13 protein-coding genes and 1 tRNA gene are annotated in these 14,952 nt (G+C 54.4%); 8 read left to right on the top strand and 6 right to left on the bottom strand.

Going from position 1 to position 14,952, the window contains the following annotated elements; translation table 11 throughout:
• Nucleotides 1-244 precede the first annotated feature (244 nt).
• Nucleotides 245-886, top strand: coding sequence for a hypothetical protein (locus ACW4DH_RS10710; RefSeq protein WP_459636385.1), 642 nt, complete (start codon nucleotides 245-247; stop codon nucleotides 884-886).
• A gap of 140 nt (nucleotides 887-1,026) precedes the next feature.
• On the opposite strand, the gene ACW4DH_RS10705 is transcribed toward ACW4DH_RS10710, so the two are convergent.
• Entirely contained in the window at nucleotides 1,027-1,224 is a 198-nt protein-coding gene (locus tag ACW4DH_RS10705) for a hypothetical protein (RefSeq protein ID WP_459636384.1), read from the bottom strand.
• Nucleotides 1,225-1,772: 548 nt separating this feature from the next.
• Between ACW4DH_RS10705 and ubiM the strand changes: the two genes are divergently transcribed.
• The 5 genes from ubiM to nrdF all read left to right on the top strand — a co-directional run bounded on the left by ubiM (nucleotide 1,773) and on the right by nrdF (nucleotide 7,011).
• Nucleotides 1,773-2,957, top strand: a complete 1,185-nt coding sequence (gene ubiM, locus ACW4DH_RS10700; RefSeq protein WP_459636383.1) for a 5-demethoxyubiquinol-8 5-hydroxylase UbiM — start codon at nucleotides 1,773-1,775, stop codon at nucleotides 2,955-2,957.
• A gap of 172 nt (nucleotides 2,958-3,129) precedes the next feature.
• Nucleotides 3,130-3,351 carry a glutaredoxin-like protein NrdH gene (nrdH, locus tag ACW4DH_RS10695; RefSeq protein ID WP_459636382.1) on the top strand — a complete coding sequence of 74 codons (222 nt, stop codon included), beginning with the start codon at nucleotides 3,130-3,132 and terminating at the stop codon, nucleotides 3,349-3,351.
• On the top strand, nucleotides 3,348-3,791 hold the full coding sequence (nrdI, locus tag ACW4DH_RS10690; RefSeq protein WP_459636381.1) for a class Ib ribonucleoside-diphosphate reductase assembly flavoprotein NrdI: 444 nt from the start codon (nucleotides 3,348-3,350) through the stop codon (nucleotides 3,789-3,791). The genes nrdH and nrdI overlap by 4 nt, the downstream gene beginning before the upstream one ends.
• Complete coding sequence (nrdE, locus tag ACW4DH_RS10685; protein WP_459636380.1) at nucleotides 3,773-5,938, top strand: class 1b ribonucleoside-diphosphate reductase subunit alpha; 2,166 nt, start codon at nucleotides 3,773-3,775, stop codon at nucleotides 5,936-5,938. The genes nrdI and nrdE overlap by 19 nt, the downstream gene beginning before the upstream one ends.
• Nucleotides 5,939-6,015: 77 nt before the next feature.
• Nucleotides 6,016-7,011 carry a class 1b ribonucleoside-diphosphate reductase subunit beta gene (nrdF, locus tag ACW4DH_RS10680; protein WP_459636379.1) on the top strand — a complete coding sequence of 332 codons (996 nt, stop codon included), beginning with the start codon at nucleotides 6,016-6,018 and terminating at the stop codon, nucleotides 7,009-7,011.
• Nucleotides 7,012-7,191: 180 nt separating this feature from the next.
• Here nrdF and ACW4DH_RS10675 read toward each other — a convergent pair whose 3' ends face one another.
• The 3 genes from ACW4DH_RS10675 to ACW4DH_RS10665 form a co-directional block, all read right to left on the bottom strand.
• On the bottom strand, nucleotides 7,192-8,283 hold the full coding sequence (locus tag ACW4DH_RS10675) for a calcium/sodium antiporter (RefSeq protein ID WP_459636378.1): 1,092 nt from the start codon (nucleotides 8,281-8,283) through the stop codon (nucleotides 7,192-7,194).
• Between the two features lie 416 nt (nucleotides 8,284-8,699).
• Nucleotides 8,700-9,362 (bottom strand): PRC-barrel domain-containing protein, encoded by a 663-nt coding sequence (locus ACW4DH_RS10670; protein WP_459636377.1) that lies wholly within the window; start codon nucleotides 9,360-9,362, stop codon nucleotides 8,700-8,702.
• Between the two features lie 154 nt (nucleotides 9,363-9,516).
• Nucleotides 9,517-10,266 carry a PRC-barrel domain-containing protein gene (locus tag ACW4DH_RS10665; protein WP_459636376.1) on the bottom strand — a complete coding sequence of 250 codons (750 nt, stop codon included), beginning with the start codon at nucleotides 10,264-10,266 and terminating at the stop codon, nucleotides 9,517-9,519.
• A 710-nt stretch (nucleotides 10,267-10,976) separates the two neighbouring features.
• On the opposite strand from ACW4DH_RS10665, the gene ACW4DH_RS10660 reads away from it, so the two are divergent.
• Together ACW4DH_RS10660 and ACW4DH_RS10655 are read left to right on the top strand one after the other, a co-directional pair.
• The gene (locus tag ACW4DH_RS10660; protein ID WP_459636375.1) at nucleotides 10,977-12,311 is read left to right on the top strand and encodes a DUF2254 domain-containing protein; all 1,335 of its coding nucleotides are present in this window, start codon (nucleotides 10,977-10,979) and stop codon (nucleotides 12,309-12,311) included.
• A 200-nt stretch (nucleotides 12,312-12,511) separates the two neighbouring features.
• Nucleotides 12,512-13,108, top strand: coding sequence for an exopolysaccharide biosynthesis protein (locus tag ACW4DH_RS10655; RefSeq protein WP_459636374.1), 597 nt, complete (start codon nucleotides 12,512-12,514; stop codon nucleotides 13,106-13,108).
• A 204-nt stretch (nucleotides 13,109-13,312) separates the two neighbouring features.
• On the opposite strand, the gene ACW4DH_RS10650 is transcribed toward ACW4DH_RS10655, so the two are convergent.
• Together ACW4DH_RS10650 and ACW4DH_RS10645 are read right to left on the bottom strand one after the other, a co-directional pair.
• Nucleotides 13,313-13,385, bottom strand: a tRNA-Thr gene (locus ACW4DH_RS10650).
• A 313-nt stretch (nucleotides 13,386-13,698) separates the two neighbouring features.
• The gene (locus tag ACW4DH_RS10645; protein WP_459636373.1) at nucleotides 13,699-14,934 is read right to left on the bottom strand and encodes a CaiB/BaiF CoA transferase family protein; all 1,236 of its coding nucleotides are present in this window, start codon (nucleotides 14,932-14,934) and stop codon (nucleotides 13,699-13,701) included.
• Between the last annotated feature and the right edge of the window lie 18 nt (nucleotides 14,935-14,952).

The following is a 14,952-nucleotide window of genomic DNA, read 5'->3' as shown; positions in this document are numbered from 1 at the left end:
GTCTCATGGTTTCGTTGAGAATGGACATTCATGTTAAAGCTACCAGTAAGCGCTTATCTTATTGGTGGCTTTTTTATTGAAAATTTATAACTTCTATCCAGAACGACCATCATCAGCATCCAACCATATTATCAATGACAAGCTAAATCAAAGGGTCTCGCTATAATTAACGAAACAAGATACGACGCACGAAAAAGCTGATTACAGGAATCGCGTACCGGACAGGAAGTCATCAGGAGATAACATGGAGTGGTTAAATAGCAACTCAGGAGCACTTAACGCTATATCGGGATTTTTAACGCTATTGGTCTGGCTGTTTTATGCCCAACTGCTCTATTTAAACTTTGCTCGTCAACGTCGGCCTCGTTTGTTAATCAACCGAGGCCGAACTAAGGACATCAATGCTTTATGCCTGATCAGCAATATGAGTTCAGAGGCGATTTATATTTCCCATATTATCGCAGTGCTACACACCTCCGATGGTGATTATGCTCAGGACTTGGTCGATTTCGAACAACCCGGCGAGGTTAACAAGGGCGCTACGCTTTCGGAAGCGACTCGCCAGGGGCCGTTAGCGTCGGGTGACTATAGTCAAATAGGCAGTTTTGGCCACATTATTGAGCGAGTCGCCAACGCCAATCATATCAGGCTCGATGGATATCGCTATGCTGGGGAGATGCAGGTCGAGTCATTGGAGATACGTCTCGTGGCGATCTATGGCAGCGAAGACAAGCCGATTGGCGCGCATAGAAGCTTCAATCTGGTTCCTGAGAAAGAAAGCGATGAAATCAACTTGGTTCCCGCCGATTTCGATACGGCCCGACTCCCGGCCTTGGGACGGCGGCGAACCATAGAAAAGTGGGTTCAGGATGCCCAGATGACTTAATGGCCATCGACAAGATGCACGTTGCTGTAGCGACCAGGGCCGTCACGTCCTGGTCCATATCGTTATTATTACAAACCAATTTTTACGGAGATACCGTGAGGAGCTTAGCCTTCGCTGGTCAGCTGACTGCAGAAAGGCGTTCAGCTCCGCATCATTTCATCATCCCATTCATCAAAAGGAATGACGTAATTAAGATGAGGATATTTGCCGATATCACGATAGATGATATATCGCTCTCCCTGTAGACTTCCCGCGCCTTGAATGATCGCCTCTACCGAATAGAGCCCGCCCTGCTTACGATGTTGCCAACGATATTGGAACAAACGGGGTGCGTCCATGCATTTCACCTTGCCTTTTGGATTCTCTCCTATTCTCAGCAATAATTGTCTTTAAATAAATACCATTTTCTTACTTAAAGTTACCCGACATGCTTGATTGTTTTTATTGCCTCGCTCTCCATCACTTAAGTAACAACAACCCACTGCACGTCTAGCACTTTATTTTTAGACACCAAGAACCATAAGCGATCGCTTAATAATATGGTTCGACATCATCACCTGATGAAAAAAACGTCACGGTCATAATACTGAACACCATGCTGCAGGTGACACTTTATGCTTTAACCCCTTGATCTCGCGTGCCTCCTCGCGAGCTAGACAACCCGCTACCGGAACCCGAAACGTGCGTAGGGCAATGCGGCCCATCGTGCCGCTCAGGGACCGCTTTGATTCGCTAAGCTGATGAGGGTCTGCGCCTGAGGAGACCTGCGGAACAGGCTATAAAGCCATTAAATGATTTGTATTAAGGTTTTACCCTCCCGTCGCGTTACGATAGACGTGCCGTGTCGTTGCACGGTCAAGATCGCTCAACGAGGAAGGGGGAAGGCATGCGAGTAGATGTCGCTATCATCGGCGCGGGCCCAGTAGGGCTGAGTTTCGCGAATGCACTTGCCGCCAGTGGGCTCAAGGTAGCGCTGATCGACAAGCAGCCCAAGCAAGCATTGCAGGCACCCCAGCCTGACGGTCGCGAAATCGCCTTGACCCATGCCTCCCGCGAGATCCTACAGCGCCTGGGCATCTGGGAACGGATTGCATCACACGCCGTATCGCCGCTACGCGACGCAAAGGTTTTTAATGGCCCCTCGCCCTTTTCCATGACTATCGCTTCGGGCCGTGGCGAGGATCGAGCGCCGCTCGGCTTTCTGGTTTCCAACCACCTGATCCGTCAAGCGGCGTTCGCCGCGGCCACCGCATGCCAGGGAATCGAATGGCACCAGGCCACAGTCGATCAGATCGACAGCGATACTCACAGTGCCAGATTGCAATTGAGTGACGGTACCGCTATTGAAGCGGCGCTGGCCGTGGCCGCCGATAGCCGCTTTTCCAGTACCCGTCGACAGATGGGGATCGCCGCCCAGATGCGCGATAATGGCAAGAGTATGCTGGTGTGCCGCATGAGCCATGCCAAGCCGCACGATCAGACGGCTTGGGAGTGGTTCGATCATGGTCAGACCCTGGCACTGCTCCCCTTGAGCGAACATTGCTCTTCAGTGGTGTTGACCCTGCCAAAGCGCGAGATGGATACGCTGCTCACGCTGGAAGATGCCACATTCGCACGTCAGATTACCCGGCGCTTCGATTACCGTCTCGGCGAGATGCACAAGCAGAGCCAGGCCCACACCTATCCGCTGGTAAGCGTCTATGCCGAGCGTTTCGTTGCCAGGCGTTTCGCCCTGATCGGCGATGCCGCGGTAGGCATGCACCCCGTGACGGCCCACGGCTTCAACGCTGGGCTGCAGGGCCAGCAGCGCCTGGCGGAGCAAGTCCTCGCCGCACATCGCCGAGGACAGGATATCGGCGGCCACTCGGTGCTGTCGCGTTATCAGCACGAGCATCGCCTGGCGACCCATCCGCTCTATATGGCCACTCAGGCCATCGTCACCCTGTACACCGATGATCGCTTGCCCGCTCGCCTGTTGCGCCACGCCGGCCTGCATCTTGCCGAACGCGCTGCCCCGCTGAAAGGGATGATCGCCCGACATTTGACCCAGCGCCGTACGCACCCCACCTGAACGCACGTAGAATATCTCGCCTCGGATGCCGTGCCCTGAGGCGAGATCATTGCTGTAGCCCATGCCGAACCATATACCATATATTGATTTTCTATTGGCCAATACCACCATATGTGGTGTAAATTTCTTTGACTAACGCCACCGGCCACTATTTTTAATCAGGATTCTCATCATGACGATCAAGATCTACAGCAAGCCCGCTTGCGTGCAGTGCACGGCCACTTACCGCGCCTTGGACAAGCAGGGCTTGGAATATACCGTCGTTGATCTCACTGAAAACCTGGCGGCCCGGCAGACAGTAGAGGACCTGGGCTATCGGCAACTTCCTGTAGTGGTGGCTGGCGACGACCACTGGTCGGGCTTCCGTCCGGACAGGATCCAGGCTCTGGCATGAGCCAGGCCCATGCGTTAACCGCGCCGCCCGCCCACGAACGAGGGCTGGTGTATTTCTCGACCAAGTCGGGCAATACCCACCGATTCGTGGAGAAGCTGGGGTTGCCCGCCAGACGCATCCCGATCAGCCGCGACGAACCTGCGCTACGTGTGGATGCAGCCTATCTTCTCATCGTGCCCACCTATGGCGGTGGCGGTGAGAAAGGCGCGGTGCCGAGCCAAGTGATCCGCTTTCTCAACGACTCACAAAACCGCGAGCTGATCCGTGGCGTCATCGCCGCCGGCAACACCAATTTTGGAACGGCTTACGGCCTGGCGGGCCGTATCATTGCCGACAAGTGCCGGGTGCCGTTGCTTTATCGATTCGAACTGCTGGGCACTACCGAAGATGTCGCCAGGGTTCGTCAGGGAGTAGAAGAGTTTTGGAAACGACAAGCCTAGCCGCGCCGACACGGCACGCCACCCAACCCAACACCCGCACGCTGGATTATCATGCGCTCAACGCCATGCTCAATCTTTACGGGGCCAATGGCGAGCTGCAGCTCGACAAGGACCGCGAAGCCGCGCGTCAGTATTTCCTGCAGCACGTCAATCAGAACACGGTGTTCTTCCATTCGCTGGAAGAAAAACTCGACTACCTAGTAGAAGAAGGCTATTACGAAGCCGAAGTATTGGCGCAGTACGACGCGGCCTTCGTCAAGTCGCTTTTCGAGCAGGCCTACGCCTACAAGTTTCGCTTCCCGAGCTTCCTCGGCGCCTTCAAGTACTACACCAGCTATACGCTGAAGACGTTCGATGGCAAACGCTATCTGGAGCGTTACGAGGACCGGGTGTGCATGGTGGCGCTGAGCCTGGCGCGGGGCGACGAGACCCTGGCGCGAGCCTTGGTCGATGAAATCGTCAGTGGCCGCTTCCAGCCGGCCACGCCGACCTTCCTCAACGGCGGCAAGCGTCAACGCGGCGAACTGGTATCGTGCTTTCTGCTGCGTATCGAGGACAACATGGAGTCCATCGGTCGCGCCATCAATTCAGCGCTGCAGCTCTCCAAGCGCGGCGGCGGCGTGGCCTTCCTGTTGAGCAACATCCGTGAATTCGGTGCGCCGATCAAGCGCATCGAGAACCAGTCGTCGGGCATCATTCCGATCATGAAGTTGCTCGAGGACGCCTTCTCCTACGCCAACCAGCTGGGTGCCCGGCAAGGCGCGGGGGCGGTTTATCTCAGCGCCCACCATCCCGATATCCTGCGTTTTCTCGACACCAAACGCGAGAATGCCGACGAGAAGATCCGCATCAAGACGCTGTCGCTGGGCGTGTCGATTCCCGATATTACTTTCGAGCTGGCCAAGCGCAACGAAGACATGTATCTGTTTTCGCCCTACGACGTCGAGCGCGTCTATGGCGTGCCATTCGGCGATATCAGCGTCACCGAGAAGTACGCGGAAATGGTCGCCGACGGCCGCATCCGTAAGCGCAAGATCAAGGCCCGCGAATTCTTCCAGACCCTGGCCGAGCTGCAGTTCGAGTCCGGCTACCCGTACCTGATGTTCGAGGACACGGTAAACCGTGCCAACCCCATCGCCGGGCGCATCAACATGAGCAACCTGTGCTCGGAGATCCTGCAGGTCAACACACCCACCGAGTACGACGAGGATCTCGGCTACCGGCATATCGGCGAAGACATCTCCTGCAACCTGGGCTCGATGAACATCGCCAGAGTGATGGATGCGGGCGATATCGGTGCCAGCGTGGAGGTTGCCGTGCGCGGCCTGACCGCAGTCTCGGAAATGAGCGACCTGCGCTCGGTACCGTCCATCGCCCAGGGCAACGCCAAGTCGCACGCCATCGGCCTGGGACAGATGAACCTGCATGGCTACCTCGCGCGTGAACGGATCTTCTACGGCTCCGAGGAAGGGCTGGATTTCACCAACCTCTACTTCTATTGCGTGGCCTATCACGCCCTGCGCGCCTCGAACCGTCTGGCCATCGAGCGCGGCGAAAGCTTCGCCGGTTTTGCAAAGTCCCGCTATGCCAGCGGTGAATTCTTCGACCAGTACACCGAACAAGCGTGGCTACCTCGTACCGACAAGGTCCGTGAACTGTTCGAGCGGGCCGGCATTGCGATTCCCGATCAGGCGGACTGGCAGGCGCTGAAGGAGTCGGTGATGTCCCACGGCCTGTACAACCGAAACCTGCAGGCGGTACCGCCGACGGGCTCGATCTCGTATATCAACCACGCCACCTCGAGCATTCATCCGGTGGCGGCCAAGATCGAGATCCGCAAGGAGGGCAAGCTGGGGCGCGTCTATTATCCAGCGCCGTATCTGAGTGATGACAATCTCGAGTATTACCAGGATGCCTACGAGATCGGCCCGGAGAAAATCATCGACACCTATGCCGAGGCGTCGCGTCACGTCGACCAGGGGCTGTCGCTGACATTGTTCTTTCCCGATACCGCGACCACCCGGGATATCAACCGGGCGCAGATCTATGCCTGGCGCAAGGGCATCAAGACGCTTTACTACATCCGCCTGCGCCAGACCGCCCTGGAAGGTACCGAGGTTCAGGGCTGCGTGTCCTGCAGTCTATAGCCTGTTAACCCATCCCAACCATCTCGCGTCCTGACCGTCACACGACATCAGGGCGCAACGAGCCAAGCGAGTATCACATGACCGCCACCGTAGATCGGCCCGACACGAATCCGCCGCGCCTGCGCCGCATCGACGCCATCAACTGGAACCGCCTGCAGGACGACAAGGACCTGGAGGTATGGAACCGCCTGACCAGCAATTTCTGGCTGCCGGAGAAGGTGCCGCTGTCCAACGACATCCAGTCGTGGAATACGCTCACCCACCATGAGCAACAACTGACCATTCGTGTCTTCACTGGCCTGACGCTACTCGATACCATTCAGAGCAGTGTCGGCGCCCCGGTATTGATCGAGGATGCGCGTACGTCCCACGAAGAGGCGGTATTCGCGAACATCGCCTTCATGGAAGCGGTGCATGCACGCTCCTACAGCTCGATCTTCTCCACGCTATGCACGACCCGTGATGTCGATGATGCCTTCCGCTGGAGTGAAGAAAACCCGCACCTGCAGGCCAAGGCCGAGCTCATCCTCGAGCGCTACCGCGCCGACGACCCACTGATGCGCAAAGTGGCCAGCGTATTTCTCGAGTCGTTTTTATTCTATTCAGGCTTTTATCTACCGATGTACTGGTCAAGCCATGCCAAGCTGACCAATACTGCCGATCTGATCCGCCTGATCATCCGCGACGAGGCAGTACACGGCTATTACATCGGCTATAAATTCCAACTGGCCCTGGCCGAAGCTTCGGCAGAGCGTCAGCAGGCGGTCAAGGACTACGCCTTCGATCTGCTATACGAACTCTATGACAACGAAGTGAAGTACACCGAGTCGCTCTACGACGACGTGGGGCTCACCGAAGACGTCAAGAAATTCCTGCATTACAACGCCAACAAGGCGCTGATGAATCTGGGCTTCGAGGCGCTATTTCCCAGCAGCGTCACCGACGTCGACCCGACCATCCTCGCCGCTCTTTCACCGAGCGCCGACGAAAATCACGACTTCTTCTCCGGCTCCGGTTCGTCGTATGTCATCGGCAAAACGGTCACTACCGAAGACGAGGACTGGGCCTTCTAGCGGCTCTACACCTTGGCATCGCCAGGCGATCAGTACCAGAACGAGATACCAAAACCGCCGCTCGGCATAGTTCGTAATGAACTGCCCCCAACAGTTGAACGGTTCATTCAGCCGGCGCTCAAGGCCTGGTTCCCGTACAGTACGGGACTCAGGCCTTTTAGTTTCACCTCGATGCCTTCTCTAAGGCGTGCGCTGCTTGCGCCAGGCACTAGCCGCGATCACCAATAATGTGACTGCGGTCAACGGAATGACATAGCCCAGCATTGCATCCCCCAACGTCTCGGTGAACGAAGCCTCCGCGGAAGACAAGACCAGATAGGCAGTGTATGCAGCGTAATAGGCCAGAAAAAGCAGGCCTTCCCAGCGGTTGATGCTGTAACCGGTAAAGAAGATCGGCAAGCAGGCGACAGCCACGGCGATCATCACGGGAAAATCGAAAGCCAGGGCATTGGGCGAAACCGTAATGGCCAAAGGGGATACTAGCGAAGCCAGGCCCAGCACGCATAACAGATTAAATATGTTGCTACCGACGATGTTGCCCACGGCAATATCGCGCTCGCCACGCATGGCCGCGAGAATCGACGTCGCCAGTTCCGGAAGCGAGGTACCCACCGCCACGATGGTCAGCCCAATGACCAACTCCGACAGGCCAAGCACACGCGCCAAGTTGACCGCACCTTCGACGAGTAGATTGGAGCCCCCGACCAGCAGAATCAGACCGCCAAGGACCAAGCCTGCGTTCAATAACCACGCGTATGGTTTAGGCGGCTCTTGCGGCCCGAATTCCTTGGTGAAGTCATCGTTGCCACAGGCTCCTTTATCCCTTCGGCTACTGACTATCAGAAACGCGGTATAAGCGATAATACCAGCGAATAGTATCGCTCCATCGAGCTTACTGAGAGCACCATCCCAGGCCACCCCCAGGGTAAGAAAGCTGGCGGCGATCATGATGGGTACATCCAGGCGGATTAGCTGGCGCGACACGACCAAGGGCGCTATCAGAGCAGTCAGCCCGAGAATGAGTAGCACATTGCCAATGTTGCTGCCGACCACATTACCGATCGCCAAATCTCCGCTACCGTTCAGTGCCGCCTGTACACTGACCGCAGTTTCAGGGGCGCTGGTGCCGAAAGCCACGACAGTCAAGCCAACGATCAGGGGTGGAATGCCGAATTGAGCAGCCAATTTAGCAGCGCCCCTCACCAGGACCTCTGCACCGGCAACAAGAAGAATCAATCCACCTACCAGATAGGCAAGGGTCGACAAGGTCATTACAGGAGCTCCAGAAACGGGTCTGCAACGGCAAACCCTCCATGATCGTTATACTTTGAACCTTGCAAAAGCGCACGACAGCGAATGAACAGAAGCTCTCAGTCAAGCACGCAGTACCCACTCATTAAAGAGAGGCCAAACAGCAAACAGAGTGAGGGGCAAGCCCGTCCCGTTGGCGGTAATTCACCAAAGGCATCGCCAGCGCTATCATGATACATATAACAGCAGTGGCATAGCCCCTCCGGCCCCTTGGGTGAGGGTTTTCGGGCGCGGCTGATCCGCAACCAGCAGAGCCAGAGCCGCCATCACCGAAGTGAGTTATTTGGCACATCTGCCAAGTAATGTCGAAGAGACGAATAAAAGGCGCCCTAATGAAGTTAGAGCGCCATATTCGAGCGAGACTCTACAAAAATCAACTATGACTTTGAATTATCCTGCTTTTCATAAGGTGTGGTCTGTTCGATCTCGCTTTGCGTGTAGGGAATGACCAATATCCACTCAGGACTGATCCACCCCATCTCGGAGGGAATCCAATAGTCGGGAGTTTCCACTCCATCCGGGTCAATTATCGCACTGGTCACTTGCCCTTGCTCATCTATACCCAGATCTTCAACCTCCCCATAGGGCAAGCCTTCAACCTGAACGCTCATTCCCAATACGGAATCGGCACTGAACATGTCTTCTCCAATCAACCCCTGCGGAGAATCACTATGCTCCAACTTGCCGAATTCGGACGGCTGCTGCGCAATCGAAAGCAAAACATCACTAGGCTCGAATAGCTTGACCGGCCATTCTACTTTTCTATAGCCCCGTTCGACCTGATTGCCATTGGAATGTACGATAATCGAAGTGATGTTACCCTCTTTATCAAGCACTACATCCGTGACCTCTCCCACCTCGGTGTTTTCGCCTGCAATAACATCGTCTCCCAGCAACTGGCTTATCGTCCACGCAGCCTGGGAGGCATCCTTTTCGCTCTGCCAATTCTCTAGCGTTTCGGGAGCTGCCTCTGCAGCTAAGGGCAACGCGGCTAAACATAGCGGAATCAGCCCACGCCCACCTCTCATGTCAATATTCATTCCATGCCCTCCATCGTTTGAGTCATCTAGACGCTGCTGCAAAGTAACGGAGCCCCCATAAAATCAAGGAGGCAAATTACCTCCTTGAGCTATGCTCCGCACGTCTGTTAGCCGTTAGACAACAGCCGCTAAACGGCAACCGATTTTTGAAAAATCAATCCCAGAGCCCATCGTATTCTTCATAATCGAAGGCAGAAAGCTCATTGAGATCAGCTTCTTCATAGGGAAGAGCATAGGATGTGTAGGTGGGATCCCATCCGTAGTCATAGCCATAAAAAGGATAGGCATAAGGTTCGCCACCATATACCGTATCGGCTTCAATCACGACGGCCTGTATCTTCCCTTCCTGAGTGAACAGCACGTTGTCCACATAACCGTAACCTTGTCCATCGCCTATACTGGCATAATCATCGAGCAATTCTGAGAGTTTCCACACACGAGGCCCTGTGGCAATATCATCATCCACCTGTGTCGTGTAGGAAAGATCCCGCTTGGTAATATAGTTACTACTGAAAAGCCCATAATCATCAGCATTATCTTCAGTAATAGGGACTTTAACGCCATCTTCGGTGACTTGCGCTTCTTCCCACGGAACCAGGACATGGGTATCACCAATATCCCATAACCCGCCGACCTGAGCGATAATAGCGGAAATATGATTCTTGTCGTTTAGCAGCACATTCTCCACACTGCCAATTTCCTCGCCCTCGGCACCGAACACCTCGGCATCCATGAGGCTATCGGCCGTCATACCCCCCTCCTGATAGAGCGTATCGTAATTCCATTCACTAATAGCGGTAACATCCCCATTACTGGCATTGTTCTGGGCTTGTGCTTGATATGCAGTAGTGACTGAAGCGATAGCGAGCGCGACAAGAGAAACCTTATGTTTTAACTGTTGCATTGCAACCTCCTTTTTAACGAATGCTTTCTCAAGCTAGCCGCCAAAAAATAGGATGCAAAGGCCACCATGCTTAATTTTGAAAAAAACAGTTAACCATTTATATAACGGCCTGTTCGACAGCACCAGCAGATCCAACATAGGAACCCAACTTAATTAGTCAAAGAACGATTAAACTGTTAAGGGATAAGGCACGACGACACCTTTTTCATGCGGCTGTCTCACGCTTAAATGTGCAGCCCTCCTGCTCAGGATGAATGCCGGACAGACGCCAGATATTCAAATGGCAGGTTATAAGCACGCTACCTTCTTGAGTACTATCGCTTCATGATACTATCCGTGAGTGTATTCATGCACCTATAGTGAGGTACGTAGCAGGGTACGTTTCGATGGGCTTCAGGTGCGATGACGATCTAATCGGGTATATTCATGATTGATCCGCCCCCTACTGGGATTCGAATTTTTCCTATAGCAGAGAGCGTTTTAGCATCATTGAACGCCATAATATAAAACATAAAAAAACAATTTACACATGAAAATAAACCAAAACCTTCTACAGCGAACATGTTGGCAAGCACCCATAGGGTTAATAAAATGACTAGCCGGGGCTGAAACCCGCCTTTTTTCATTAATTCGCCCAGTTAACTTGCCCAAGAATCTGTTGGCCATGGGCTACTAGGCACCAAGCACTCTCTAAAGAACCAGGATTCATAATGATTCATTTTCTTACTTGGCCTATCAGAGCCTTGAGTAACTTCCGCGAGAGTATCGCCTACCTGACCAGCCTGATAATCTCTACCTATCTAGCTTTAGGATTGATCGCCATTCTCGCACCAGTAAACGCATCAGACCTGCCGAGTTTTCTTGAGCCGCTCAATTTCGATAATCCAGACACTGCACGCACTCTGCTGGCAACATTGATTGCCGGCATGATTTCGTTGCTGGTATTCAGCTTTTCCATGGTGATGTCGGTTCTTTCCCAGGCAGGGGGGAATTTCTCCCATAAATTGGTATTCGGATTGATTACCGAGCGCCGCCACCAGCAAGTGTTAGGACACTATCTCGGAACCATTCTGTTCATTCTGATCCTGCTCATGGTGCCGGTAAACGGGGTAACGCCAGATCTATGGCGCTCTCTGGCAGTGTATGTCGGTGCAGGCATGGTCATTAATTGCTTGGTGCTCTTCGTATATTTTATCCATAACGCCTCTCAATCGGTACAGATCAATGCCATAACCCAAGGGCTCCACAGTTCAACCCAACACTCCATGGAGCGCCTCAAGGCCAGACAGCGCGCCTCCAGTTGGCACTCTCTTAGCATTCAGCCCATTGCCAACGAAACATGTCACTTGATTTATTCCCGCCAAAGTGGCTACATCCAGAATGCGGAACTTGAAGAATTGGCCAAACTGGCTCAAAAAGCCGATGTTCTCATACATCTTAATTTTAGCTTTGGGGACTATACGGTAAAAGGCTTTCCGTTATTTAAGGTCGAGACTAAACATCGCTTAAACGAGAAATGGTGCAAGTCAGTACTGTCGCACCTCGAATATGCCGAAGGAGAATCCATTAAGGATTTTTATGTTAATGGAATGACTCAACTGATGGAGATTGCTATCAAAGCATTATCCCCGGGCATCAACGATCCAGGAACTGCCCGGCTATGTATTCATCAAATCACCGAGCTTCTATGCCAACGTTTGCAATTCCAACCGTGCAATGCATTAGCCGATGCCCAGGGACATTACCGGTTGACCTGGCCTGAAGAGCGCTTGGACAGCCTTCTTTATCGGCTTTTCTCACCAATCCTGCATTATGGACGTGATGATATCAGCATCTGTCTTGCCCTTCTCAAGGCGTTGAAGACTCTATCTCTATTCGCCGAAGGTGAACAGCGACCGACTATCCAGGCCCACGCGGACCGTGTCATCGAAGCACTTACAGAAGTTTCTACTGACCTGCTGGATCAACAGTTCATCAATGCCCGGCTCAGTAATGGTGAGCACCAGTTGAGACTACCTACGGCCTTACCAGAATGTAGAGAGTGAAGTGGCCTGGCGAATGGCTTACGTCTGTTGCATTATTGTTTGAAAGGAACGGACTGGGCCGCGCGCGGGTTACGCGGTATATACGCGCCTCTTGATCGGCCCCGTGCACGAGCGAATTTTAACGCAGTGTGGTCGCGCACCAATATTTTTCAGACTATCGTAAAGGTTACGATTAGGTACAACTTCAAATGGTATTGTCTATGAGCGAGCGGCAAGAACCCGCCGATCTTGAGCAAATGCTGGAACGTATCGGCGAAGCCGAAAAGCACAAAGGTCGTCAGGTCTCAATTGACGATATCGTGTCGGAAATAGGGCGCCGATCGTTCAGCCCTCTTTTATTAGTCGCCGGCATCATAACCGTACTGCCTATCGTTGGGGATATTCCGGGCGTACCTACAATCATGGCGCTGTTCGTATTGTTAGTCGCCGGCCAGTTGCTTTTTCGTCGCGAATGCTTCTGGCTACCGGACTTTCTGCTCAAGCGATCTGTAGCGCAAGATAAGCTGGATAAAGCCCTAAAGTGGATGCGCCCGCCAGCGCGATTCATCGATCGCTTGCTTAGGCCACGCCTGACGGCTCTCACCCATGGAGCAGGTACCTATGCCATTGCTTTCGTATGTATTGTCATAGCGCTTTCCATGCCACCGATGGAAGTGGTGCCCTTTACCGCGAATGGCGCAGGATTGGCTCTCACTCTGTTTGGCCTTTCCCTAATGGCTAATGATGGATTGCTGGCATTGCTAGCTTTCATTTCCACATTCGTCACGCTTGGGTTCGTATTTTATGGCCTGATTTAGATCTGACGTAAGTCATGCTGAAGCGAATGTATGGCGCCGAATGAGCGAGGCCTTTCGCAAATATAAACGCCGTGGAGGTCCTCACCCGCTGGAACTTGGCGATTGGTTACTGATATAAGCAGCCTATTGGAGCCTAGAAGCAGCACAACAAAAAACCGCCGCTCGGCATTGACCGTAAGCGGCGGTTTATAATGTCTTCTTTCATGCCGGTGATAGGATTTGAACCTACGACCTACGCATTACGAATGCGTTGCTCTACCAGCTGAGCTACACCGGCGTGGGCATGATGATAGTCAGGAAGGCGCGGACTCACAAGCCCTTGAAACCCCCACTCTCAGTGACTAAGGTATAGACGTACGGTGAGCAGCGGCCAAGGACAGGTCGCCAGTGTAAGGAAACGCGCGGTCAGGATGACCGAGGCATAGGGAAGGAGATTGACGCGGCAGGATGCCATGGAAATCACGGAACCTGAACTCTTACCGTATGGAGCTTCAAGCTCATCGCCCGGCACCTGCCGGGCTTTTTTTTGCTTGGCCCACTTCTTCCAAGTGGCTCTCCTCTTGTGCCATTCCTTCGAAATCGGCCATTCATTATCCGGTGACACCACGCCGCTTGAGCTCGGCAAGCGCCGCTTTATCCAACCCGAGCAGGCGCCCAAGCACTTCGTCCGTATGCTGGCCCAAGGTCGGTGGAGGCGTGTCGGCATTGAGGGGCTGCGCATCGAAACGCACCGGATTGCCGACCAGCTTGACCTGCTCGGTATCGGGATGCGCTATCGTCAATTGCATGCCACGATGCTGCACTTGGGGGTCCGCGAAGACCCGATCCAAGGTATTGATCGGCCCGCACGGTACGCCCACCGCCTCTAGCCGGCTCAACCAGTCATCGGTGCTTCGCATGGCCAGTCGCGCCGCCAGCTCGGGCACCAGCAGGGCGCGGTGCTCGACCCGACGGCTATTGGTGCTGAAACGTGCATCCCGGGCGAGCTCATCACACTCAAGTACCTGACACAGTCGCTGGAACTGGCCGTCGTTGCCCACGGCGAGAATCAGGTGGCCGTCGCCGGTGGCAAAGGCCTGATAGGGCACGATGTTGGGATGGGCGTTGCCCATGCGCTGCGGCACCTCACCGCTGGTGAGGTAGTTCAGGGCCTGATTGGCAAGCACCCCGACCTGCACGTCCATCAGCGCCAGATCGATATGCGTGCCCTGTCCCGTGGCATGGCGCTGCCAGAGTGCCGCCAGAATGGCATTGCTGGCATACAGCCCGGTAAAGAGATCCGCCACGGCAACACCGACCTTCATCGGTCCACCGCCCGGCTGCTCATCCGCGTCGCCGGTCAGGCTCATCAATCCCGCCATGCCCTGAATCATGAAATCGTAGCCGGCTCGCTGCGCATAAGGCCCGTCCTGGCCGAAGCCGGTGATAGAGCAGTAGATCAGCTCCGGCTTGATGGCCTTGAGACTGGTATAGTCCAGCCCGTACGCCTTGAGCCCGCCTACCTTGAAGTTCTCGATCAGCACGTCGCACTGCTCCACCAGTTGACGGACCAGTGCCTGGCCCTCGGCGCTGGCGATATCCACCGTCACCGACTGCTTGCCACGATTGGCGCTCAGGAAGTAGGCGGATTCCTGTTTATCGCGCAGCCCCGAAAGCCAGGGTGGCCCCCAGGCACGGGTATCGTCTCCCGCGCCGGGGCGTTCGATCTTGATGACTTCAGCGCCCATGTCCGCCAGCTGCTGAGTGCACCAGGGCCCGGCCAGCACTCTGGACAGATCGAGCACCCGAATCCCCGCCAGCGGCTTCTGTTGCGTCGGCTCACTCATTGCAGCTTGCGGCTCCGT

The sequence above is a fragment of the Halomonas sp. WWR20 genome, from assembly GCF_054602495.1.
This window is presented reverse-complemented; position numbering and strand designations above follow the sequence as displayed.